This window comes from Brotomerdimonas butyrica (assembly GCF_025567305.1).
Lineage (GTDB): Bacteria > Bacillota > Clostridia > Peptostreptococcales > Anaerovoracaceae > Lentihominibacter > Lentihominibacter butyricus.
Genome location: NZ_JAOQJP010000013.1, coordinates 73,238 through 96,417, shown reverse-complemented (window position 1 = coordinate 96,417; position 23,180 = coordinate 73,238). Strand labels below are relative to the sequence as shown.

General features: G+C 48.9%; 22 protein-coding genes. 7 read left to right on the top strand and 15 right to left on the bottom strand.

Annotated elements, in window-relative coordinates; genetic code table 11:
- The 3 genes from OCV59_RS10085 to OCV59_RS10075 all read left to right on the top strand — a co-directional run.
- Positions 1–259, top strand: a 259-nt coding sequence (locus tag OCV59_RS10085; protein WP_262584326.1) for a hypothetical protein, incomplete at its 5' end; no start/stop codon positions are given.
- A gap of 99 nt (positions 260–358) precedes the next feature.
- Positions 359–1,525, top strand: coding sequence for an FIST signal transduction protein (locus OCV59_RS10080; protein WP_147594348.1), 1,167 nt, complete (start codon positions 359–361; stop codon positions 1,523–1,525).
- A gap of 101 nt (positions 1,526–1,626) precedes the next feature.
- Entirely contained in the window at positions 1,627–3,060 is a 1,434-nt protein-coding gene (locus OCV59_RS10075; RefSeq protein WP_147594347.1) for an aldehyde dehydrogenase family protein, read from the top strand.
- A 226-nt stretch (positions 3,061–3,286) separates the two neighbouring features.
- Here the strand turns inward: OCV59_RS10075 and OCV59_RS10070 are convergent, their stop codons facing one another.
- The 6 genes from OCV59_RS10070 to OCV59_RS10045 form a co-directional block, all read right to left on the bottom strand.
- Entirely contained in the window at positions 3,287–4,051 is a 765-nt protein-coding gene (locus OCV59_RS10070; RefSeq protein WP_147594346.1) for an IclR family transcriptional regulator, read from the bottom strand.
- A 93-nt stretch (positions 4,052–4,144) separates the two neighbouring features.
- A complete protein-coding gene (locus tag OCV59_RS10065; RefSeq protein WP_147594354.1) occupies positions 4,145–4,945 on the bottom strand; it encodes an SDR family NAD(P)-dependent oxidoreductase in 801 nt (266 codons plus the stop codon).
- Between the two features lie 55 nt (positions 4,946–5,000).
- Positions 5,001–6,746 carry an aminopeptidase P family protein gene (locus OCV59_RS10060; RefSeq protein ID WP_147594345.1) on the bottom strand — a complete coding sequence of 582 codons (1,746 nt, stop codon included), beginning with the start codon at positions 6,744–6,746 and terminating at the stop codon, positions 5,001–5,003.
- Between the two features lie 83 nt (positions 6,747–6,829).
- On the bottom strand, positions 6,830–7,423 hold the full coding sequence (locus OCV59_RS10055) for a lactate utilization protein (protein WP_147594344.1): 594 nt from the start codon (positions 7,421–7,423) through the stop codon (positions 6,830–6,832).
- Between the two features lie 27 nt (positions 7,424–7,450).
- Entirely contained in the window at positions 7,451–8,833 is a 1,383-nt protein-coding gene (locus OCV59_RS10050; protein ID WP_262584324.1) for an MATE family efflux transporter, read from the bottom strand.
- A 7-nt stretch (positions 8,834–8,840) separates the two neighbouring features.
- Complete coding sequence (locus tag OCV59_RS10045) at positions 8,841–9,281, bottom strand: MarR family winged helix-turn-helix transcriptional regulator (RefSeq protein ID WP_262584323.1); 441 nt, start codon at positions 9,279–9,281, stop codon at positions 8,841–8,843.
- 178 nt (positions 9,282–9,459) lie between these two features.
- Here OCV59_RS10045 and cooS point away from each other — a divergent pair, with 178 nt between their 5' ends.
- Genes cooS through OCV59_RS10025 form a run of 4 tightly spaced genes read left to right on the top strand, consistent with a single transcriptional unit; the run spans position 9,460 to position 14,105 of the window.
- Positions 9,460–11,550, top strand: a complete 2,091-nt coding sequence (gene cooS / locus OCV59_RS10040; protein ID WP_147594342.1) for an anaerobic carbon-monoxide dehydrogenase catalytic subunit — start codon at positions 9,460–9,462, stop codon at positions 11,548–11,550.
- A 5-nt stretch (positions 11,551–11,555) separates the two neighbouring features.
- Positions 11,556–12,542 (top strand): ABC transporter substrate-binding protein, encoded by a 987-nt coding sequence (locus tag OCV59_RS10035; RefSeq protein WP_147594341.1) that lies wholly within the window; start codon positions 11,556–11,558, stop codon positions 12,540–12,542.
- A gap of 16 nt (positions 12,543–12,558) precedes the next feature.
- Positions 12,559–13,329: an ABC transporter permease gene (locus OCV59_RS10030; RefSeq protein ID WP_147594340.1), complete on the top strand. Its 771-nt coding sequence runs from the start codon at positions 12,559–12,561 to the stop codon at positions 13,327–13,329.
- The gene (locus OCV59_RS10025; protein WP_147594339.1) at positions 13,329–14,105 is read left to right on the top strand and encodes an ABC transporter ATP-binding protein; all 777 of its coding nucleotides are present in this window, start codon (positions 13,329–13,331) and stop codon (positions 14,103–14,105) included. The genes OCV59_RS10030 and OCV59_RS10025 overlap by 1 nt, the downstream gene beginning before the upstream one ends.
- A gap of 28 nt (positions 14,106–14,133) precedes the next feature.
- Here OCV59_RS10025 and OCV59_RS10020 read toward each other — a convergent pair whose 3' ends face one another.
- The 9 genes from OCV59_RS10020 to OCV59_RS09980 form a co-directional block, all read right to left on the bottom strand.
- Positions 14,134–15,045, bottom strand: coding sequence for a DUF5688 family protein (locus OCV59_RS10020; RefSeq protein WP_147594338.1), 912 nt, complete (start codon positions 15,043–15,045; stop codon positions 14,134–14,136).
- A 318-nt stretch (positions 15,046–15,363) separates the two neighbouring features.
- Positions 15,364–16,065: a TetR/AcrR family transcriptional regulator gene (locus OCV59_RS10015; protein WP_262584322.1), complete on the bottom strand. Its 702-nt coding sequence runs from the start codon at positions 16,063–16,065 to the stop codon at positions 15,364–15,366.
- Between the two features lie 332 nt (positions 16,066–16,397).
- The gene (locus tag OCV59_RS10010; RefSeq protein WP_147594337.1) at positions 16,398–17,789 is read right to left on the bottom strand and encodes a Na+/H+ antiporter NhaC family protein; all 1,392 of its coding nucleotides are present in this window, start codon (positions 17,787–17,789) and stop codon (positions 16,398–16,400) included.
- A 32-nt stretch (positions 17,790–17,821) separates the two neighbouring features.
- A complete protein-coding gene (locus tag OCV59_RS10005; protein WP_147594336.1) occupies positions 17,822–19,033 on the bottom strand; it encodes a CaiB/BaiF CoA transferase family protein in 1,212 nt (403 codons plus the stop codon).
- An 11-nt stretch (positions 19,034–19,044) separates the two neighbouring features.
- Positions 19,045–20,247: a CaiB/BaiF CoA transferase family protein gene (locus OCV59_RS10000; protein WP_147594335.1), complete on the bottom strand. Its 1,203-nt coding sequence runs from the start codon at positions 20,245–20,247 to the stop codon at positions 19,045–19,047.
- A 53-nt stretch (positions 20,248–20,300) separates the two neighbouring features.
- Complete coding sequence (locus OCV59_RS09995) at positions 20,301–20,723, bottom strand: hypothetical protein (RefSeq protein WP_147594334.1); 423 nt, start codon at positions 20,721–20,723, stop codon at positions 20,301–20,303.
- 297 nt (positions 20,724–21,020) lie between these two features.
- Complete coding sequence (locus tag OCV59_RS09990) at positions 21,021–22,148, bottom strand: sigma-54 interaction domain-containing protein (protein WP_147594333.1); 1,128 nt, start codon at positions 22,146–22,148, stop codon at positions 21,021–21,023.
- Positions 22,149–22,214: 66 nt separating this feature from the next.
- Positions 22,215–22,406, bottom strand: coding sequence for a hypothetical protein (locus tag OCV59_RS09985; protein WP_147594332.1), 192 nt, complete (start codon positions 22,404–22,406; stop codon positions 22,215–22,217).
- A gap of 135 nt (positions 22,407–22,541) precedes the next feature.
- The coding region (locus OCV59_RS09980) for a thioesterase II family protein (protein ID WP_147594351.1) at positions 22,542–23,180 on the bottom strand (639 nt) is incomplete at its 5' end.

Sequence of the window (23,180 nt, the reverse complement as noted above, 5' to 3'; positions counted from 1 at the left end):
ATTGTTGTCTTCGGCTTGTGGTTCGCTACACTTGGCGGTAAATACCCGTGACGGGACTTTCACCCGTAAGACTTATGCCATGCCTGGCACACTCGCAAAGACCCCGGTTCCTGATGGATCCCGGGTCTTTTTTCTATACTTAAAAAAGTCTATTTCTTTGTTTTCTCTTGTACAAACGGCTGATTTTGTACTATTACAGCCTATTATTCCGCATCGTGGAACTGCTGTTTCAGAGAGCAGAACCGGTACCGTTGACTAATATATTATTCAGAATTATTATAATCTCAGACAACAGGAAAGTACAAAAACAGATAATCAAACCCACAAGATCAAAAATAATAATGAGGAGGAAGAGAACATGTTACAGGTAAGAACAGGAAACAGTATCAACCCCGATGCAGCTGCAGCAGGCAAGGAAATGGCAGCACAGGTAAAAGAAAATCTTTCTGATATGAAAATGGCATTCGTATACAGCGGTGTACAGTATGACCAGAAAAAACTGCTCGATGCAGTCAAGGAAGAACTTCCGGGAGTTCCTCTCATAGGCAACACTTCATTCACGGGAGTCGTAACTCCTGAAGGATACATCACAGGTGAAGATGGATTCGCAGGGATCATGGCACTGTCAGATGCAGATCTCACAGTAGGTGTTGCCGGGATGCCTAAGGAAGGCACTGCAAGAGAAACCGGTCACAAGGTTGCCGAAAAGGCAATGAAGGCAGCCGGCAAAGACGAAGCTCCTGCATATTTCTATATGTCAGCTCCGTCAGGTGAAGAAGAGTATTATCTGAAAGGTATAACCGAAGTCATCGGCAGAGTGCCATTCTTCGGAGGAACTGCTGCCGATAACACGATCACAGGCGAATGGCTTCTCTACACAGATGAAATGGTAACAGCAGACGGCGTAAGCGTAGCATTCTTCTACACTGACAAACCTTTTGCAAATAAATTCACAGGAGCATACAACGAGACAGATAAAGCAGGCGTCATCACTAAGATCGAGGGAGACAGAACACTCGCAGAGATAAACGGCAAGCCTGCACTTGAGCAGTATCGTGAATGGACAGGCGCAAGCGCTGAAGATGTGGCAGGAGGCAATCTCCTTTCATATGCTATATGTCATCCGCTCGCAGTAAAAGACAGACTCGGCGATCTGGCAGCTATCAGACATCCGATGAACGGCAACGATGACGGCTCGATGGCTATCGGCAACAATCTGGCAACAGGTACTGCCGTAGTGCTTATGGAAGCAACTGTAGATGAACTGATCGAATCCGTAGGCAAGACGCTGGAAGAGCTGAAGGCAAAGATCGACGGTCCTATCGTAGCGCTCCACCTGGTACACTGCGGTGGCAGAAGAGCCGGTATCGACGCAAGGATCAATGAAGTTTACGATCAGGTAAAGGCCCATGTCGGCGACATCCCGTTCATCATGGAATTCACCTTCGGCGAATACGGATACGAGGACGACGGCAACAACACATGCGGAGGACTGATGTTATCCTTCACAGCATTCGGTAAATAGATCTGATGTCGGCCCCGTGCCGGCAGATATATGAAACCCTTTATCAAGGATAACCTGATGTCGGCCTACGACCGACAAATCAATGAAAGGAGTCAATTGCTATGAAAATGATAATAAATGGTAAAAAAGTGGACAGTGTAAGCGGCGCTACTTTCGATGTCATCGCACCTGCTACCGGCGAAGTGATCGAAAGCGTTCCTAAAGCAACCGCCGAAGACGTTGAAAATGCTATCACAGCTGCAGTCGCAGGACAGAAGGAATGGGAAAAGGTCCCTATCTCGCAGAGAGCTGAAGTCCTTTACAGATTCCTCGACATCGTAGATGCAAATAAAGAATCACTGGCTCAGACACTCTGCGCAGAAAACGGCAAACCTATCAATGAAGCCCGCGCAGAGATCGGTAACATCAAAATCGGTTTCTCAGGCTTCATCGAACACGCTAAACACTTTTACGGCTCGATCATCCCGCCGGGAACTGAACCCGGTCAGGACAAGCACATGCAGCTCGTAACGAGAGAACCTCTTGGCGTAGTCGCATGCATCATACCGTTCAACTTCCCATGTGACCTTTACGATCAGAAAGTCGCACCGGCACTGATGATGGGTAATGCCGCCATCGTTCTGCCGTCATCCGACAACCCTCTCACACTTATGAGACTGACCGAAATGCTCGTCGAAGCAGGTGTTCCAGATGGCGCTATCCAGTGCCTGACAGCTCCCGGAGCAGTCAAGAGCACTGCAGTTGCCGATCCACGAGTACACCTCGTAACGCTGACAGGAAGCACCGAAGTAGGTATCCAGACAGCAGAGACTGCTGCAAAGAACCTGACTCACACGGCCCTCGAACTCGGCGGAAACGATGCGTTCATCGTGCTTGAAGACGGCGACGTCGACCTCGCTGTAGAGGAAATGATCTGGGGCAGGATGTATAATACAGGACAGGTATGCTGTGCAAGCAAGCGTTTCCTGATCCACAATTCACTCAAGGATGAATTCGCAGAAAAGGCAGTTGCAAGGATCAAGCAGCTGAAATACGGCGATCCTAAGGAAGAGGATACTCAGATCGCATGCCTCATCAGTGAAAAGGCCGCTGTCAAAGTTGAAAAAGAAGTCAACCTTACTGTTGAGCAGGGCGGCAGAATCATCCTCGGCGGCAAGAGAAACGGCGCTTTCTATGATCCGACCGTTATCGTGGATGTTCCTAAGACAGCCGATGTTGCCAAGGATATGGAAATATTCGGACCTGTAGTTCCTATCATCGGATTCGATACTGATGAAGAGGCTATCGAGATCGCAAACAACTCCAAGTTCGGACTGTCGAGCTGCGTATTCTCAGCTGACCAGAAGCGTGCATTCAAAGTTGCAAAAGCTATGGAATCCGGCGGAGTCGTTATCAACGGCGCAAGCTTCTTCAGATCATTCGAAATGCCGTTCGGCGGCTGGAAACAGAGCGGCATAGGAACAGAGGGCGTTATGTCCACATTCAATGAAATGACCAGAGTTAAAAACATTACTCTCAAAAATATCGTAGATTAGTCCTGTGAGACTGATATGCGACTTTCTTCTCATGAAGCCCGGTGCTTTTCAAAGCTCCGGGCTTCTTTCTTTTTTGCAGTTCTCTCTTTTTTGCAGAGCGCTCCGGCATAAAAAGCGGGATATCATATGACGATCACTGTCAAACGATATCCCGTTTTTATCATACATATCATTTATATTCTGCATCATCATGGACCTGCAGTTTCCGATGCTTTTCGCGCAGCTATCAGCCAGTATACCCCATGTCCCTGGACAGCTGCCCGGCTTTTTCCATAAGATACTCCGCGATTTCCGGCATTCGCTCATCTGTAAGCACATGCTTTTCACCGCTGACGCTCACCGCGGCCACGATCTCGCCCCTATAGTCGTAAACAGGCACACCTATGCACCTGTGCCCTTTTTCATATTCCTCATCATCGATAGCCCATCCCTGCGATCTGACTTTATTGAGTTCTCTGTGGAGCGCATCCATATTATCTATAGTCTTTTCGGTGAATTTCATAAAGCTGCAGTCTGCCATTATCTCTTCAAGCTGTGCTTTCGAATAGCCCGAAAGTATGCATTTTCCGAGAGATGAACAATATGCAGGCACGCCGGCGCCTATCTGGCGATAAAGCTTCTCCGGTGTCGCTTTGTGCATTTTTTCTATGTAAATGACTTTGTCGCCTTCAAGCATGCCGAGATATGCAGACATTCCCAGGTGTGCGCTGATCTCAGCTATATACGGTCTCGCCTCGGTCTGCAGCTCAAGATGATTTATATAACAGCTTGCCTCCTCTATGAGCTTGAATCCCAGGCGGTAATTGCCTGAGACCGTTTTTGTAAGATAGCCCCGGCCGACCAGCGTCATGATGATCCTGTGAGCGGTGCTCTTGTGCAGCCCCGTCTCCTCTGCGATAGCCGTCAGATGTTTGCCGTCCTGTTCTTCTGCGACAGATTCTATTATATCCAGTGCACGTTCTATCGACTGCACTCCCTTTTCATCAGTCATCCTCATTGCCTCCTGTGACAACAGTATACCATCATCAGCTTGCCGCCGCATCTTTTTTCTAAATTATTTGTGGTTTGTAAAAATCAGAATCTCTTAATAATAGAATTCCGGTGCACCTTTATACTCCTGGATCGTATTGCCGCCGTCCACGATAAACTCCTGTCCCGTGATATACGATGCCTTGTCAGAACACAGGAAAACTATCATATTGGCGACTTCCTCCGCTGTGCCGCTTCGCTTCATCGGCGTATTGAATCCGCCCTGATACTCGCCTTCCGTCTGGGATGCAGTCTGTATCCATCCCGGGAGCACATTATTTATCGTCACATTGTACGCTCCGGCCTCGATCGCGATCGCCTTACTCATGCCGATGATCGCAGCTTTTGCAGCCGAATACGATGCCTCGCCCGGATTGCTCACTACCGGACCCGTGACCGATGAAGTGTTGACGATCCTGCCGTAACCCGACTTTTTCATAGGCCCCAGGACTTCCTTAGTCACATTGAACGGGATGTCGAGATTCCTCGCTATATCGTGATCCCAGCTTTCATACGACATTTCTTCAAAAGTATCGAACTCATCCTCAGAAACTCCGGTCTGCACCATTCCCGCATTGTTCACCAGCACGTCGATACGGCCGTATTCATCCATGATGTCTTTTGTGAGACGCTGCACTGCCTCTCTGTCCATCAGATCTGCGATCATGCCCTTCGCATCAGCACCGCCGGCTCTGAGCTCTTCAGCACGCTTCAGTATCCTGTCCGTCGTCGAAACGATGATCACCTTTCCTCCCAGATCACCGAGTATCCTCGCCGTCTGAAAGCCTATGCCGTTTTCACTGCCTGCACCTGTCACCAGGCAGACTCTGTCAGTAAAATCCAGAAACTGTTTCATCATATCCTCCTGCGCGATCCACGCTGTTTATCAGTTTTTCCCCTCTGCTCTATTTTTATATAAGCCCCCTGCACTGCTCTTCAAGCCAACCGGAAACGTCCTCGTCCAGCAGCGGCGAAAGCGTTTCATATACTTTTCTGTGATAGTCGTCCACGAACTTTATCTCGGGTTCTGTGAGCATCGACACGTCTATCGCGTCTCTCTCGTACGGGCAGAATGTTATCATCTCGAAAGCGTATTTTCCGTCTTTTTTTATGCAAAGGATCTCGTTTTCGGTCCTTATGCCGTACCTGCCTTCGAGGTAGACTCCCGGCTCGTCGCTCGTTATCATTCCCGGGACTATGTGACAAGCGGCGGCTCTCGGACTTATCGTATTCGGACCTTCATGCACGCTCAGCATATGTCCGACTCCGTGCCCTGTACCGTGATTGAAATCAAGTCCAAGCTCTCTGAGCGGCTTTCTCGCTATGATATCGAGATCTGCTCCTGTAGTGTTTTCATCGAAAACCGCCATCGCAAGAGCCACATGTGCTTTCAGTACCGCTGTGTATACTTTTTTACGGTCGCCGCTCACAGGTCCAAGCGCAACGGTCCTCGTTATATCGGTCGTGCCGTCATCGTACTGACCTCCTGAATCTATCAGCACGAAGCCTTCCGGCTTCAGCACTGCACTGCTGCTTTCCGTAGCCGAATAATGTATTATCGCGCCGTGTTCTTCATATCCCGCGATCGTGTCAAAGCTCAGATCATACGCTCCGCGCCTTCGCCTGCAGCTTTCCAGATGGTCGGCCAGCGAGATCTCCGTCACCTGTCCTGTGCTCACGCTGTTTTTGAGCCAGTACAGGAACTCCGCCATCGCAGCGCCGTCCCTTATGTGCGCATCCTCAGTCGCTTTTATCTCCGTGCCGTTTTTTACTGCCTTGAGTTTTTCCGCAGGGCTTTTGCAAAACATGCGGGTCACGGAATCCTGCAGGCTTTCGGCAAGTGCATATGATACCGAATCTTTGTCCAGCATTATCCTGCAGTCCGCAAGCCGCTTCAGATCTTCGAAGACCTCTGCATAACGCCTGACTGCAGTCTTTGCAGACCCGTCTACCGAAGATGCGCTGCGCTTTATATAAGAATCATCCATCACATAAAGGATGTCTTCTTTCTTCGAAATCAGTGCGAACGCGTAAAACACCGGCGTATGCTCAACATCGCGTCCTCTCAGATTGTAGATCCACGCAATGTCTTCCAGCCTGCTGACGAGCAGCCAGTCGGTTTCGTTCATCTCAGCTCTCAGCCGCTCCAGCTTCGAAGCTGTCGTCTCTCCCGTGACTTTGAGCGGTATCTCATATATCTGCGACGGTACGATCCCTGGACGTTCTTTCCATATATCTCCGACAAGATCCAGATCGTAAATCATCGATACATGATGGCAGCATACATCTTCTATCTGCTTTCCCATCTCATGGCTCACGATCCTTCCGTCAAAGCCTATCGTCTTAAGCGATGTCCTCGATTCTATGTATTCCATTATATCCGGCACGCCGTCGACTCCCATTTTCATCAGAGTTATCCCGCTGCCGTCGAGCTGCTGCTGTGCCTGCAGGAAATATCTGCCGTCCGTCCACAGTCCGGCAAAATCCTGTTCCACTACCAGCGTCCCGGCCGATCCCGTGAAACCAGAGACATATTCTCTGCACTTGAAATAGTCATTCACATATTCCGATCCGTGATAATCGGTCGTCGGTATTATATAGAGGTCGACCCCGGCCTCACGCATCCTTTTTCTGAGCGCTTCAAGCTCGCAACGCATCCAACCACGCTCCTTTCATTAGTGTGTCGATCAAAGATCGACATGGTGATTTCCCTGTAAAGGGCTTCATTTATTCGTCAGCTCTAGAACCCGAGCTCCTCGTCGATCAGTATCACTTCCGCCTCCATGTTCATCATCGGCTCCCACATCACGACAAGTCCCCTGCATATGCGGTCAGGACTTTTGCAGTCATAGCACTTGTCCGCATTGATGGCGCAAGGCGTTTTCCTGCCGAGCTTCCTGGCATTCTTCGGCGACGCGATATTCCTCGCACGCCAGAGCGCATCATCGTATGTCTCAGCCAGCTTGTTCTTTCCTACTATATAATACACCTTTTCGTGTCCGTAAAGCGTCGAAGCGACACGGTTACCCGCGCCGTCTATATTGATGATCTCGCCCGTCTCCGCAAGACCGTTCACCGAAGTCAGATACACCTGTGCCGATGCTGCATCCGCTCTCGTTTCAGGCCCCGTCTCCCAGTGCCAGTACACCGTACTGCCTTCCGAAAGCCGATCATAGAGCCCCAGCTCCTTTATCGTCATCGAGCCTCCGATACCGACGCTCTTTCCTTTGAGCTCTGCTGCAAGATAGTCCGCAGCCTCTTTGCCTGATCCGAAAGAACAGACCTTGTATCCTCTGTCTCTTAAATTTTTCTCTACTGTGCTGAAATCTGTCATGATTTATCTCTCCTTTGCAGCCGCCGCTCATGAAACCGCGATCTCATGCTCCGGCGCCATATCTTTTTTTCTCACATACATATAATATACCAGACATGCCAGCAGTGTAAAGGCTGCAGCGAATGCCGTAGAAAGGCCTATGTTGAAAAGCCTCGGCGTTTCCTGAACAGTCGCATACCAGGCACACGGGATCTTTACGAGAAAGATCGCACACAGCCCCTGCGCCATCACGAATGTCGTACGACCGCAGCCATTGAAATACCCCGTCATACAATACGCAGCGGAAAGCAGCAGACATTCGAACGACGTTGCTTTCAGGAATTCCGCAGAAGCTGCGATGACCGCCTGCGATCCCGCGCTTTCCGCATCGCTGATGAACAGCGACGACAAGGCATCCCCGTGGAAAAACGATATGTAAAACATGATGCATCCAAGCACCAGCGCGCTGGCCATGCCGCTCCACATAGCGCGTCTCGCACGTCTGAACTTTTCCGCGCCTATATTCTGAGCGACGAATGCTGAAACCGACTGCATGTACGCCATCGGAATAAGAAATATGAAGATCACCAGTTTTTCAGCGATGCCGACGCCCGCGGACGGAGTCACTCCCAGCGTGTTCACCAGCCCGATTATGATCAGATACGACACTTCACTGCACGTATCTGAAAGCGCTATCGGTGCCCCCAGTCTGATGACCGCCGCCGTCGTTTTTCTCCGCAGTCGCAGATGATGTTTCCTTAATGCAAAGGGCAGACCTTTGAGCTTTATCAGTATGAAGGACATGCATATGCTTACTGCCTGCGCCGCGACCGTAGCCACAGCCGCGCCTGCCGCTCCCATTCCGAATCCGTACACGAGTATGATATCACCGGCTATATTCACAATGCACGCGATCGTCACGAATATCAGCGGTGACCGCGAATCTCCCATTCCTCTGAAGACAGCGCTCAGCAGGTTGTATGCCACGATGCAGAGGCTCCCTCCACCGCATATGCGTATATAGTCTGTCGTCTGTGAAAACGCTTCTCCCGGTGCCTTCATCAGCGATGCTATCCCCGGCGCTGCCGCAACCATCACGATGCTCAGCACGATCGCCAGCACAGCGAATACGATTATGCTGTTTCCGACAGTTTCGGCTGCACCATCGTCATCGCCGCTTCCTATCCTCTGCCCGAGGAGTACCGTCGTTCCCATCGACAGTCCTGTGACTGCTCCGATTATTATCTGCATAGTCTGGCTTCCGGTCGAAACGGCAGAGATGTCCGCTGCCGTCGCAAACCTGCCTACCGCCCACAGATCCACTGCGCCGTAAAGAGCCTGCAGCACCATTGCAGCAAGCACCGGAGCAGCGAACCTCATCAGCGAAAACGTGACTGATCCTTCCAGGAAACTGTTCGATTCTTCCTTCATGCGAAAATCATTCTCCCTTCAGCTCTTCGAAATTTATCTCCGATATCATGTCCAGCATATCGCAGAACATGCGGATCTCTTCAACGGAATATTTCTCAGTTATCCGCCTGACCGCCTCATTATCCTGATACCTGTATATCTTGTACTGCGGTACCGCCTCCTCATTTACAGTCAGATAATTTTTTCTGCGGTCATCAGGGTCAGGAGTCTTCGTCACAAGCCCCTGCTTTATCAGCTCATTGACCTTGAGCGTAACCCCTGGCCTTGAGATGTTGAGCAGATCTGCTATACGCGAAACCGTGCATTCTCCCTTCATAGTAAATATCAGTTCAAGATACAGCAGACTGTTGTACGTGATATGTTCATCGACGAACTTTTCATTCATCAGTCTGAGATTGCACAGAGCTGTGCTGTAGTAAAACGAGTCGAGTGCTTTTTTAAGATTCATCGTCACCTCCGGGATCATTAACATAATTAAGTTACAATAATTATTATAGCCTAATTATATTCAGAATCATTCAGCTGTCAATAATATTATCCGAAATTATCCTTTACAAAACCTGCCGGGTCCGCTATAATCTACTAAACCGATAGGATAAGTAGATTATAGCGAAAGAGGTACTGAAATGACAGCACATACATCTGATAATATACAGCAGTGGTTCAGTGAAAACGCTCAGCAGGCACATGACCATGATACTTCGGAATCCGGCCGCAGCCATAGCCACGATCACCACCACAGCGGACATCACCACCATCACCACCACGACAAGGATGATTTCCACGATTACATGCAGGCAGTCGCCGACTACAAAAAAACATTTTCCAATAAGGAAAAAGTGATCGAGCAGACGCCTGATCCGGCCGTGCGCGAGCTCCTGCTGCACATGCAGGAGCTCGGTGTCGAAACCGTATTTGACAGATTCGACCTGCAGCAGCCCCAGTGTACGTTCGGTATCGCCGGTATCTGCTGCAAAAACTGTTATATGGGTCCGTGCAAGATCACTAAAAAATGTCGGCGCGGCGTCTGCGGTGCCGACGCCGATGTGATCGTTGCCAGAAACATGCTTCGCGCCGTAGCCGCAGGAGCTGCTGCCCACGGCGCAAGAGGCCGCGAAAGCATGCTCGCGCTGAAAAAAGCCGCAGACGGACAGCTCGATCTGCCGATAGAAGGCGAAGCAAAGATCAGGGCAGTCTGTCAGAGTTACGGTATCGATACTGACGGAAAAACACTAAATGACCTTGCCGGCGAAGTTGCCGACATACTCCTCGAAGACCTCTCGAGGACCGTTCCTGCTCCACATCGCACACTGCAGGCATTTGCGCCTCCTGAGCGAAAGGAAGTCTGGAAAGCGCTGGACATCCTGCCTGTAAGCGTCTATCACGAAGTTTTCGAAAGCCTGCACAGGACCAGCACCGGCACCGACGGGGACTGGCGCAGCATCATGAAGCAGTTCCTGAGAACAGGCGTCGCCTTTGCATGGACCAGCTGTCTCGGCAGCTCCATCGCGATGGACTGCCTGTACGGGCTCCCGGAAAGGCGTAAGACATATATGAACACCGGCGCATTGAAAAAGGGCTGGGTCAACATAGCAGTCCACGGACACTCGCCGCTTCTTGTCAGCGAGATCGTACGCGTCGGCAATTCGGACGAATACCAGGAAAAAGCCAGAGCTGCCGGGGCAGAAGGCATACAGTTCTACGGGATCTGCTGTTCCGGACTTTCAGCGATGTACCGCTACGGTGGAGTGATCCCGCTCTCGAATGCTGTCGGGGCAGAGCTGATACTCGGCACTGGAGCACTCGATCTCTGGGTCGCTGACGTACAGGACGTCTTTCCTTCTATCATGGAAGTCGCAAAGTGCTTCAGGACTGTCGTCGTGACTACCAGCGATTCAGCAAGGCTTCCCGATGCCGAACATTATGCGCTGGATCACGATCATTCCAACATAGACCAGATCCATGACATCGCAGTCAGGATCGTGGAGCGCGGTATCGAAAGCTTCACCGAACGCCGCGATGTGCCGGTCTTCATACCTCAGTATGAGATCGAGACCGAGGTCGGCTTTTCCGCCGAGTTCGCAGCACAGCATTTCGGCATGGACAAGATCGCCGAAGCTCTGAAGGACGGCCGCATACAGGGTATCGTCAATCTCGTCGGGTGCAGCAATCCACGCATCGTTTACGAAAAAGCTGTCGTAGAAGTCGCTGATATCCTGCTGAAAAACAACATACTCATAATGACTAACGGATGTGCGTCATTCCCGCTGATGAAACTCGGATACTGCTCCTCCAAAGCACTGGAACAGACCGGCGAAGGTCTCCGCGGTTTTCTCGGGGATGTGCCTCCTGTATGGCACATGGGCGAATGTCTCGACAATGCGCGTGCATCTGCACTGTTCAGCCAGGTCTCTGCGCAGTCGGGACATGCGATCAAAGATCTGCCGTATGCATTCATCAGTCCTGAATGGTCTAATGAAAAAGGCATATGTGCAGCGCTCGCATTCCGTCTGCTCGGTATGAATTCATATCACAGCGTTTATGCGCCTGTCCAGGGTTCTGCAAAGGTCTCGGAGTTCATGGAGCACGGGACAAAGGATCTCCTGGGCTCGGAAATGATAGTAGATACCGATCACATAGCGCTGGCTGAAAGGATCGTCAGCGACATCAGAAACAAAAGAAAGGAGCTCGGCTGGGATCAGCCGCATGACAGATAATACCGATGAAAACACACAGAAAAGCAAAAGCTGTATGTGCACTGCTTGTACTGGCACTGCTGGTCAGTAGCGCCGTATACTACAAATACGACGATGTTCATGCCGGCCGGACAGACGCTGCATCCGGCGCAGGACAGAAAGCACAGGAAGAAGTCACACTGACTATAGCGTATCTGCCGATCACTCACGCTCTGCCTCTCTTTGAAGCCAAAAAGCTTCTCGAGAAGGAACACAGCAACGTCAAGGTCGAACTTGTGAAATACGGCGGATGGAGCGAACTCATGGATGCACTGAATACAGGACGCGTCGACGGAGCTTCCGTACTCATCGAGATGGCGATGAAGTCCCGCGAACAGGGGATCCCGCTCAAACTCGCGATGCTGGGGCACAGAGACGGCAATGTCGTTATAACGTCTGATGAAATACAGACTGCAGATCAGCTTGCCGGCAGGACATTTGCCATACCAAGCCCTCAGTCATCTCACAACATACTGCTGCAGACACTGCTCCAGCAGAACGGCATGGATGCAAACGATATAAACATCGTCGAAATGGCACCTGCCGAAATGCCGGCTGCTCTGCAGAGCGGTCAGATCGACGGCTACTGTGTTGCCGAGCCTTTCGGCGCAAAAGCTGTCGACGCCGGTATCGGCCATGTCTTCGCTACATCTGATGAACTCTGGCCAGACTCGATCTGCTGCGGCATAGTCCTTAATGAAGATGCAGTAAGCAGCAAGCAGGATGCGGTCCGCGAGTTCGAAAGCATTTACAGAAAAGCCGGTGAAAAGCTCACTGAAGATGAATGCAAAACGATAGCCAAGGAGTACCTCGGCCAGAATGCGAATATCACCGAACTTTCGCTGGAGTGGATAACATTCGACGATCTCGACGTGACAGAATCAGCATACAAGACGCTGACAGACAAGATCATGGAATTCGGTCTCAGTACGGCACCGCCTGATTACAGCAGCTTTGTCGAACAACAGAAATGAGTTACAGGAGTTTAAAATGAAAAAAGCAAAATACTACATAATATCATTCGCCGCTCTGCTGATCCTGTGGGAGCTGCTGGCCGTATCCGGCGCATTCCCTGAAAGCCTTTTCCCGTCTCCGGTCCAGGTGGCAGAAGCTCTCGCTGCACGCATTTCATCAGGAGCACTGCTTCTCGATATAGGCGCCAGCATGTACAGATTCTTCATAGGATACATACTGGCCGTCGTGAGCGCTGTGATCCTGGGTCTGCTGCTGGGATGGTTCCGCCGCGCATGGAATTACGTTAACCCGATAGTCCAGTTCCTGCGCCCTATCTCCCCGGTAGCATGGCTCCCGTTCATCGTCCTCTGGGTAGGCATCGGTGATGTTCCCGCAGTCGTGATAATCTTCATCGCTGCATTCTTCCCCGTGCTGCTCACTACGGTGACCGCAGTCGGCAGCATCGATCCCGTATATCTCAAGATATCGGACAACTTCGGCCTGAGCAGATCACAGACTCTTTTCAGGATCGTCTTTCCTGCCGTGTTCCCGCAGATAGCGAATGCACTGCATATCGCGGTGGGTACAGCATGGATCTTCCTGGTCGTAGGTGAAATGGCCGGATCACAGTCAGGTCTCGGCTATCTCATCGTCGATGCGAGGAACAACCTGCAGACTGACGTCCTCATGGCAGCTATCATCGTGATCGGGATACTCGGCATCGTACTCGACCTCCTGATACGATACACACAGAACAACGTTGAACGGATCTGGGGATTCCGCACTTCAGAAGGGAGTGACAGCTAATGGCATTTATCGAAATAAACGACGTAAGCAAACAATACATACAGAACGACCGCGCATTCAAGGCTCTCGACCATGTATCTCTCGAGATCGAAAAAGGCGAATTCATCTGCCTGCTCGGACCGAGCGGCTGCGGCAAGACCACGCTGCTCAATGCGATAGCGGGCTTTGAAAAAACTGACAGCGGCAGCATCACCATAGACGGCAGTGCCGTGACAAAACCTTCTCCAAAATATGTTACTATATTCCAGCACTATGGTCTGCTGCCGTGGCAGAGTGTCGAACGCAATGTGATGCTCGGCCTTCTCGCTCAGGGCAAACCGAAGGAAGAAGCACGCGTGATAGCCGACAGATATCTCGACCTTGTAGGTCTTGCAAAGTTCAGAGATGCAAAGCCTGCACAGCTTTCGGGAGGCCAGCAGCAGCGCGTGTCGATAGCTCGCGCACTGGCAGTTTCCCCCGAAGTCCTGTTCATGGACGAGCCTTTTGCAGCGCTGGATGCCATAAACCGCCTCAAGATGCAGGATGATATCCATCGCATCGCCGAGGACCAGAACATCACTACGGTCTTCGTCACGCACGATATCGAGGAAGCAGTCACGCTGGCAGACCGCATCGTCATCATGGCACCTGACCCCGGCAGGATCAAGAGCATCATCAGAGTGCCTCTCGGCCGCGGTGACCGCGACCGTACTTCAGATGATTTCCTGGTTGTCCGTGACAAGGTCTTCGAGATATTCGAAATGAAGCCTCCTGAAAAAATCGAATACTTCATATAACATAAACGCTGCTGATGTCCCTGATCTTTCATGCCACCGCCACGTGATTCCTCGACATCAGCAGTTTGCATTCCGACATATCGTACTCGTACACGTTGTCTGACAGAAACTCCTCTTCCGGCACATACGGACCTCGATTGACGTCTCTGACAGTCTGCTCCAGCGCCCACAGATCTGCCGCATAGTCTTTCGGCATCACGATCAGCTCGTGTATGGAAGACGGCAGTATGTAGTAATCGCCGCCCATGTATTTGCCGACACTCTGTCTTACTTCATCCGATATTATCGCGGTGGCTCCGTATATATGCTTTTTCGTTGTAAGGATGAACACCGGCCCCTTTGCATCCTCCATAGCCTCCATGCTTTTCAGTACGAAATTCGCCGGCAGTCTCATATTCCTCATCGCAGCCTCATGCAGTTCTTCCCTGTTTATCCCCCAGATCTCCAGCATCTCGTCTCTTATCTGCGTCGCATAATATCCGCTGTCGCCATCACCGACCCTGACCTGATACGATATCGCGAATTCGCCCATTCGTCTGTACGGCGTGCCTGCCAGTCTGCGGCTGTTTGCATTGCTGTTGACGAGCTTGCATTCCACAAGCGGTTCGACGCGCTCCCAGTCATTCATGAAATCAGTCATCTCATTTACAGAAGGCATGTAAAGCGTCTCTACCGTCGACTCAAAAAAGAGCTTCACATCGGTAATGAGTTCGTCTAAACCCGTGTCATCCTCGTAAAGCGCATAAAGATCGTCCAGATAAAGACACGGCGCCATCGAATCGCTCTCTGTCCGCAGCATCAGTCCCTCTCTCACCGTATCATTGTTCTTCACCGCACTGTTCAGCTCCACATGCATAGGAGCCGAATCTGCCTGAAATCTCTTGTTAAGCTGTGATACCATGACATTTCTGAATCCCTCGTATGATAATGTATTACTCATAATTACCTCCTTTTGTACCGGTGCCTGCGGCTTTGCAGACTTATTGCCTTATTCGTTCGCATGACTGCAGACCGTATCCTTGCCTGCCCTGCAAAGCCGCGCAGCGTGCCTGTTTTATCCGCTTCGTTTTGATGTAAATTTATGGTAATGCATCGTTTCCTATTTGTCAACCATTTTTTTCTTAAATTGTAATTTTATTCAAAATCCTGACGGCCCACTGATGAGTTGCTAATCTATCCATCTTCTTTGCACAAGAAAAACGGCTACGTTTCTGTAACCGTTTCATTTTTCTTTTTCTATTTTGTCTGATACCCGCTGCTATTCCTGCTCCGACAGCTCGAAGTCGAACTTCATCGCCAGCGCCTCGAACAGCTCGTGCATCACGCGCATCGCTATATCCCTGATATCCAGTTTGCTCATGTATTCAAAGACTTCCTGCTGCTCGCTTTCCGGCACCTTGAATATACTCAGGTTTATGGAAAGGAACCTCTCGATCTTTCGCTCAAGCGTAAAGTACATGTCGCACGGATGTGCCATGAAGCCTCTCATTATTGCAGATGTGCCTATCTCCAGTTCGTAAAAATCGCTCTGACCGCAATCCGGCATATAAGGACCGAACAGCTTGTGAAGCTCTTTTGTCATCTTCTCCTGGATCATTGCAACCGTATCAGGCTGCGTGTAGACCTGCACGTAAATATCTCTTATGTTTTCATTGATTTCTGCCAGCGCCAGCTGTATCGCAGTCTCTACCGCATACAGCATCACAGGCTTTGCATTGCTCCCGATCACCTGATCGGCGATGTCGAACTGATTGTCAAACATGAAGTCGATCAGTTCATTCAGAACGCCACCCTTTGACTTGTACAGATGATAAAAAGTGCCTGCGCTTACATCTGCTTCCTTGAATATCTGTTTCGGAGACGTATTGCTGTAACCCTGTTCGATAAAAAGACGTACACAAGTCGAGAGTATCCGTTTCTGAGTTTCCGTTCTGTTATATCTTGTTCGTATTTTACACAACCCCTTTTCAGCAAAATTAATCAGCGTTATCAGTATATCAGCTAAATCCGCTAAATTCAAGGGTTTTTACGCAGGTGAGACGATAGACTTGTAGGGCCGACTTGTAGGGTACAATACATGTTTGACAAACCTACACTTATCCGTATTTAGCATTTAGCTGTTTACGAAAACGCTCAAGCCTGCTGACGGATCGGCAGCAAATGCTGCAGGTACAAAAAATGATCCCTGCGTCAAACGCAGGGTTTTTCTATGCAAAAACAGCGGCTGCCCAGCGCATGCTCTGCCTGAGAGCCGCTCTATATATTTTTCACGTGTGACCTGTTGTCTATATGCTAAATCACATACCCGCAGACGGCAAACATCACTGCTGAGATGCCTCCGCCGATCAATCCGTAAGGAAGCTGTGTGAGCGCATGTTCGATATTGTCTATCTTCACCATTCTGGAGACAAATACCGTCATATCTGTATAGAAACATACGTGTGAACCAAATGCGGCGCCATTTATGACAGCTGCCATCGTCAATACCGGATCAGCACCGATGGAAAATGCCAGCGGCATACCTATGGTCGCAAATACAGCCGTTATACCCCAGTTGCTTCCTGTAGTGAAGGTCAGTATACAACAGATTATAAATGCGAAGCACGGAAACAGCTCTGGAATCGCAAACGGTTCGGCTATACTGATTATATAATCCGGCATTCCCAGACCTATAACAGAGTCCCTCATAAGATATGCGCAAAACAATATGATCGCTAGCGGATACATCGAAGCGACTCCTGAAGCTATGGAATCAAGCATATCGTTCCATTTTGTAAGCCTGCTTGCCAGACTCACGGCTATAAGCACACCATCAGCAATGATAAGTCCATAAAGAAGATCACTGAAGAGAAATACCGAAACACTGAGTATCACCACGCTTCCGATGAAGCAGCATATTTTGAAAACATAACCTCTCTTTTCCGCCGTACCTGTTCCGAATTCTTCATCAAAAGCGCATATGCTGTCTGCCGCAGTATTCAGGCTCTCGCTTCGCTCGCCATAAAGTTTTCCGGAAACCGCCGCTTCGGCATATGCCTTCTTCATTGCTCCCAGCTTCGGAATCCAGCCCATCGTATAGCAGAAAAGCATGATTATGCCTATCCATGCATAAAACAGAAACGGTATAGTATGCAGGTAGATCTCAAACGGAGTTCCAAGATACGACAGCTCTTTGTACTCGCCAAACACTCCTTGATAAAATGCCGCCCACGATGTTATAGGGATGAGAGATGCAAATGCCACTCCTAATAGGTCCACCATATATGCAAATGATGCCCTGGGTATTTTATACTTGTCGTAAAGCGGCGTCAGCTGTCCCAGAACTGTCGTTCGCAGCGCATCATCGATAAAAAGCACTAATGCAAATATCCATGTCCACAGGTACAGACTTCTGCCTGATCTTACTTTCCCTGCGATAAACCTGAGCATAGCATCTGCCACTCCGGTCACATTCAGGATTCCTGCGAACACACCGATGAATACAAATATAAACAGCAGCCATACAGTATCCGCAGACATGCCTACGCCATAAAGACCATCCATTATGGTATTGAGAAAATCGCCCTTTCCCGTAATGATAAATGCTGTCAGAGCACCTATGACCAGCGCTGACGTTGTTTTTTTAGTTACTATAGCGACTACCAGTAATATAACTACCGGCAGCAGAGTAATTATTCCATTCATTACTTCACCTCCCAGTATGAATACTCACCTAATCACTGTACGGACTCCTCACAGACAACGACAACTTCATTCTCTGCCATTTTTCTTATTTCGCACTCTGTATATCCGGCTTCTTTCATTACCTTATATGTATCTTCTCCAAGCCTCGGTGAGGATTTTCTTATAGTTCCTTCTGTTTCGCTGAATTTTACCGGAATCCCGAAAGTCCTGAAATTTCCTACATTGGCATCCTCTACATCTATGACCATATCTCTTGCCAGAAGCTGCGGGTGTTCCATCGCATCGAGCGGTGTATATATCTTTGTTGCAGGTACATTGAATCTTACAAAGCTTTTCAGCAGTTCATCCTGCCTTTTTTCTGCCATTATCCCGCTGATCAGAGCTGTAAAAGATTCGACATTGCGACATCTAAGATCATTTGTCATAAACTCAGGATTTTTTATAAGTTCCGGCTTTCCAAGCGCTAAACAGAAACCAGGCCACATGCTCTCATCTGTTATCGTTACAGCTATGAACCCGTCGGCGCAATAATACGTATCATAGGGAACCAGTTCTGCGGGTCTGGCGTTTCCTGTCCTGCTTGTCTCTTTACCCGTAAGAGAATAAGTCAGCACGGCACTGTCCAATGTTGAAAACATCACATCGAGCATAGCAAGATCTATCCTGCATCCTTTGCCTGTACGTCTCTTCTCATAGCACGCAAGCACAATGGCAAGGCACATAGTAAGACCCGTATAGCTGTCCGCCACAGATGCTCCTGATCTGAGCGGCGGGTATTCCGGGAATCCGGTCATTTCCATATATCCACACATACTTTCTATGACATTGTCATACGCTGTATTTTTACAAAGCGGTCCATTCTGCCCGAATCCCGTGCTGGAGGCAAAAATTATTTCAGGATTCTCTTTCAAAGCAACTTCATATCCGACGCCAAGTTTATCCATCGTACCGAATTTGAAGTTTTCCAACACCACATCTGCCTGACGATAAAGCCGCTTTATCAGCTCTTTGCCTTCCATGGTATTCAGATCGACTGCAATACCCTCCTTGTTCCTGTTGTATGTAGCGAAATACCCGCTTCCTCCGCTCTCGGAAAAAGGCGTCCAGAACCTGGACTGGTCTCCGCCATCCGCACGTTCAACTTTGATCACCCTCGCTCCCATATCCGCCAGATTCATAGTACAATACGGTCCATTATATGCCTGAGTAAAATCCAGTATTGTTATTCCATCAAGAGGTCCCATTTTTTCCTCCTTTACATCTCCCTGCGTCTGATGACACCATGTTCTATCAGTCTGTCTATTTCTTCTTCCCCGCAGCCTATACCTGTCAGTATGCTCATCGTATCTTCGCCCAGCAGCGGCGCCGATCCCCGCAGCGAATCTTCCATGCAAGATATCTTTATAGGTATGCCCGGCATTTTGACTGCGCCTAACGCCTTGTCCTCAAGTTCAACGATCATGTTTCGGCAGTTCAGCTGTTCGCTCTCAAACGCTTCCGATACCTTGATCACCGGACCGCTTGGGATATTGAGCGGTCTGAGCTTTGCCTCTATTTCATCCCTTGTCATCGAAGCAAGCTTCACCTGAATGATATCTCGCAGGGATGAAAGGTAATTTTTTCCTCGGGATTCATTGGTAGCAAATCTTTCATCCGCAAGCAGCTCCGGCATGTCCATCGCCTCGCAGAATTTCTCCCATTGTGCATTGGTGGAAACAGCGGTCGATACGTAGCCGTCTTTCACACTGAACGTATCATATGGTGCTATCGCTCTTGATTTGTTGCCTTCTCTAATGTAGATCTCCCCGGTAAACATTTCATCTACGAGTATGTCCTCAAGCGCTGTATACATACAGTCTGCAGAGGCGACGTCTATCTGCTGCCCCTTGCCGCTTTTCTCTGCGGCCATTAAAGCGGCCACTATACCTGTAGCGAAAAAGAGTCCTCCAAACTGGTTTGCCATCCTGGAACCATGCGCTGTAGGCGGCGTGCCTTCATGACCTGTCACATCCATAAGTCCGCAAATAGCCTGTGCCGCAAGATCGCTTCCTGCCGTATAACTCATAGGCCCCGTCTTTCCAAATGCAGTATGCGATGCATAGATAATCTTAGGATTTACGGCCGAAGCCTTTTGGTAGCTCAATCCGCATCTTTCCAGCTCTCCTGCCGGGAAAGAATCACATACCACGTCTGCGGTTTCTATAAGTTTCATGATGATCTGCTGCCCTTCGCATGATTTCCTGTCGATGCATACACTCTTCTTCCCTCTGTTCATATATGCATGATATGCGCTCCCGTTTTTGTTCTTGGGAAAAATATCCCGCATCATATCGCCTCTTTCAGGTTCTTCTATTTTTATCACTTCCGCCCCGAAATCCGCCAGTAGCATAGTGCCATAGCTTCCCAGATGCCCTTGGGTAAAATCTATTATTTTCACACCCTCTAATATTCCGGTCATACCGCCCTCCTTTTCTGATCAAAACTTTATGTCCAATGTTTCGCTGTGAGCTGTTATTCTGCAATCACGAAAGTAACATCTCCTTTGACAGTAAGAACCGGTTCGTCAAACACCTCCGAGCGGTCAGTTTTCTGATTGTACTCAGAAGTTTTGTACATCTCATATCCATACAGTCTGGATCTATTGCCCTGCTTTATCAGCCAGCATACGATCTCTACCGCATCCAGCATATGCACCGGTTTAAGTATATTGCCTTCTGTCCTGACAAATAATCCGCCGTCCCCTCCATCGCGTATGTTACTCAGTTCTGTACAACAGTCTATACATTTTTCCATAAGCTTGCATCCCGAAATCATCTCTCCCGGATAGTGCATGTCCTCGCCGTGGATAGACATTCTGAATTTAAGTTCTGTAACATCCTTGCCCTTTTTTACTTCATTTAATAAATCTCTTTTTTCAGCTTCTATTCTTGCCATTATTTCCCTCCTGTTTCTTTGCGGATCTTTAACGATCCGCAGACTTTAACTTCTTGTCACATAAATATTGCAAGTATCATGCCAAACATAAACGGACATTTTTTGAGGATTTTGAGACGATAAAAATGCGTATGTGTTGACAAATGTCAACACATACGCAAGTTCTCATCCCTCTTAAGTATGTATTTCCGATATTGCAGCTATTATTTTCAGTCTATTCACAAATTTCTGTGCGATTGTTTACAAATATAAACTTTTTCCCAATCGTCAACTCTCAGCCTCACCTGTAACTGTCGATCATATGCCGAATTTCCTGCGCTTCTTTGACATAGTGGACTTGTCGATTTTCAGGGCTCTGGCAGCTTCGGATGCATTCCTGTTTTTTTTCAGTGCTTTAATTATGAGCTGCTTCTCGTACTCTTTCATCATTTCATCCAGTGATAATCCGGGGTCTTCACCGGATGTATCCATTGCTATGAAGCTTTCGACACCACTCAGGCACATTTTGACCTGAAAAGCTGTTATTTCATCTCCGGAATTACTGACTACGAGACGCTCAACTACATTTCTCAGCTCCCTGACATTTCCCGGCCACGAATAATGCTCCATAGCATGGATCGCCTCTTCGTCTATCGTCTTGTTCAAATCATACTCTTCGTTGAACTGCCTCAAAAAACGGAATACCAGCTGAGCGATATCTTCCCTCCTGTTCCTGAGCGGCGGCACTTCAAGCACAACTACAAAAAGTCTGTAATAAAGATCCTCTCTAAATGTTCCTTTTTTTATCTCCTCTCCTAGATCTCTGTTCGTGGCAGCTATTATCCTGACATTTACGGGAATATCACATTCTCCACCTATCCTTCTGATCTCTTTTTCCTGAAGGACTCTCAGAAGTTTGGACTGCATCGCCAAAGGAAGCTCTCCTATCTCATCAAGAAAAAGAGTTCCTCCGTCAGCCTGCTCAAAGATCCCTTTTTTCCCGTTTTTTCCTGCGCCTGTAAACGCCCCCTCTTCATATCCGAAAAGTTCAGACTCTATCAGAGTCTCCGGGATAGCTGCACAGTTGATTTTTATAAAAGCCTTATCGGCTCTCTTGCTGCTGTTCTGTATTAGATCCGCAATGACTTCTTTGCCGGCTCCAGACTCTCCTGTTATCATGACTGTTGCGTCTATCGCTCCGATATTTACGGCTTTCTCCCGCAGCTGTATGGTACTTATACTGCACGCCACCATTTCTGCGGAATTGTCTCCCCGGAAATGCTTTAGTTCGTTTTTGAGCCTGCTTGCAAATATCTTCTGTTCTTCCAGCGCTTTTTCCATGGCAGATACATCTGCTATATTCTTTTCTATACAGATGACCAAATCTATTTCACCCTCATAAAACAGCGGTATGCTGACAGCAAGCAGACTGCCGCCTTCCCCCATTTCTTCTATGACACTCTCTTCCTCGCGACTTTTTATAGCTTTGAGAGCAGCCGATTCGTTTATATATCATATATCAATAAGTTCGGTCATGTGCTTGCCTACGACCTCATCTCTGCCTAATCCCCCCCGATTTACGGATTGCTCATTAACGATCACGACAATCCCTCTGCCGTCTGTTATCCATACCCCTATCTTCATGCAATCTATTATTTCCAAAAAAGTATCGTAATTTTCCCTGATGAAACTGCTATATCTCATATGCCGTCTCCCTTTCATTAAAGATACTTATTCATTATCATGCCACAAACGACCTCTTTTTTCAAGACATAGCGATCTTCCGTCTTTGTTATCGCAGGTGAGACGATAGTCTCAACTACATAAAATATTGTTTATTTACACATATCTTTCCTGTAAATACGATAAAATGTCTCTGCACACCGTCTTTTTCCCGGTTTTTATAAAAAAATGATCGCCTTCCATCAATTCGATGGTAACATTTCCCGTCGTGTATCTTTCCCATGTTCCGTACCTGTCAGGCTCCACTATCAGGTCATCCAGACCGCCATACACGCTGATATCACAGCTCACCTGCATTGCCGGATCCGGCACGAAGCTGCTGACGAGTCCGAAATCCGCTCTGGCTATCGGCAGGAATATCTCGCGGAATTCCCGAAGCCGCATCATCCTGGAGTCAAGCGCGCCGAATGATATCAGCTCCTCACAGAATTCGTCATCAGTGAGATCTTCTGCTCTGATCTTTTTCATTTTATCCGATGCGCATATGTCGGGAGACGAAGATGTCAAGAACAGCTTTTCCACATGTATACCGTACTGCGTCTCGAGACAGTATGCAGTCAGATATGCCAGTATACCGCCCATGCTGTGTCCTGTGAACACCATTGGCTTGTCGTCAAATCCGCTGAGCTCTGCTGCAAATTCCTGCGCTGCGTCTTCCAGCGAAGAAGTGAAGCGTTCCTCCATCCTGACGCCGCGTCCCGGAAGTTCCACCGGATAGACTCCTGTCGTATCCGG

Excerpts from the sequence above, each read along its gene's own strand:
- OCV59_RS10030 (WP_147594340.1), top strand. The coding sequence starts at position 12,559 with ATGAAAAAAGCAAAATACTACATAATATCATTCGCCGCTCTGCTGATC.
- OCV59_RS09995 (WP_147594334.1), bottom strand. The coding sequence starts at position 20,723 with ATGGCAAGAATAGAAGCTGAAAAAAGAGATTTATTAAATGAAGTAAAA.
- OCV59_RS10050 (WP_262584324.1), bottom strand. The coding sequence starts at position 8,833 with ATGAAGGAAGAATCGAACAGTTTCCTGGAAGGATCAGTCACGTTTTCG.
- OCV59_RS09985 (WP_147594332.1), bottom strand. The coding sequence starts at position 22,406 with ATGAGATATAGCAGTTTCATCAGGGAAAATTACGATACTTTTTTGGAA.
- OCV59_RS10000 (WP_147594335.1), bottom strand. The coding sequence starts at position 20,247 with ATGACCGGAATATTAGAGGGTGTGAAAATAATAGATTTTACCCAAGGG.
- cooS (WP_147594342.1), top strand. The coding sequence starts at position 9,460 with ATGACAGCACATACATCTGATAATATACAGCAGTGGTTCAGTGAAAAC.
- OCV59_RS10075 (WP_147594347.1), top strand. The coding sequence starts at position 1,627 with ATGAAAATGATAATAAATGGTAAAAAAGTGGACAGTGTAAGCGGCGCT.
- OCV59_RS09990 (WP_147594333.1), bottom strand. The coding sequence starts at position 22,148 with ATGGGGGAAGGCGGCAGTCTGCTTGCTGTCAGCATACCGCTGTTTTAT.
- OCV59_RS10070 (WP_147594346.1), bottom strand. The coding sequence starts at position 4,051 with ATGACTGATGAAAAGGGAGTGCAGTCGATAGAACGTGCACTGGATATA.
- OCV59_RS10010 (WP_147594337.1), bottom strand. The coding sequence starts at position 17,789 with ATGAATGGAATAATTACTCTGCTGCCGGTAGTTATATTACTGGTAGTC.
- OCV59_RS10025 (WP_147594339.1), top strand. The coding sequence starts at position 13,329 with ATGGCATTTATCGAAATAAACGACGTAAGCAAACAATACATACAGAAC.
- OCV59_RS10055 (WP_147594344.1), bottom strand. The coding sequence starts at position 7,423 with ATGACAGATTTCAGCACAGTAGAGAAAAATTTAAGAGACAGAGGATAC.
- OCV59_RS10060 (WP_147594345.1), bottom strand. The coding sequence starts at position 6,746 with ATGCGTTGCGAGCTTGAAGCGCTCAGAAAAAGGATGCGTGAGGCCGGG.
- OCV59_RS10020 (WP_147594338.1), bottom strand. The coding sequence starts at position 15,045 with ATGAGTAATACATTATCATACGAGGGATTCAGAAATGTCATGGTATCA.
- OCV59_RS10065 (WP_147594354.1), bottom strand. The coding sequence starts at position 4,945 with ATGAAACAGTTTCTGGATTTTACTGACAGAGTCTGCCTGGTGACAGGT.
- OCV59_RS10035 (WP_147594341.1), top strand. The coding sequence starts at position 11,556 with ATGAAAACACACAGAAAAGCAAAAGCTGTATGTGCACTGCTTGTACTG.
- OCV59_RS10005 (WP_147594336.1), bottom strand. The coding sequence starts at position 19,033 with ATGGGACCTCTTGATGGAATAACAATACTGGATTTTACTCAGGCATAT.
- OCV59_RS10080 (WP_147594348.1), top strand. The coding sequence starts at position 359 with ATGTTACAGGTAAGAACAGGAAACAGTATCAACCCCGATGCAGCTGCA.
- OCV59_RS10045 (WP_262584323.1), bottom strand. The coding sequence starts at position 9,281 with ATGAATCTTAAAAAAGCACTCGACTCGTTTTACTACAGCACAGCTCTG.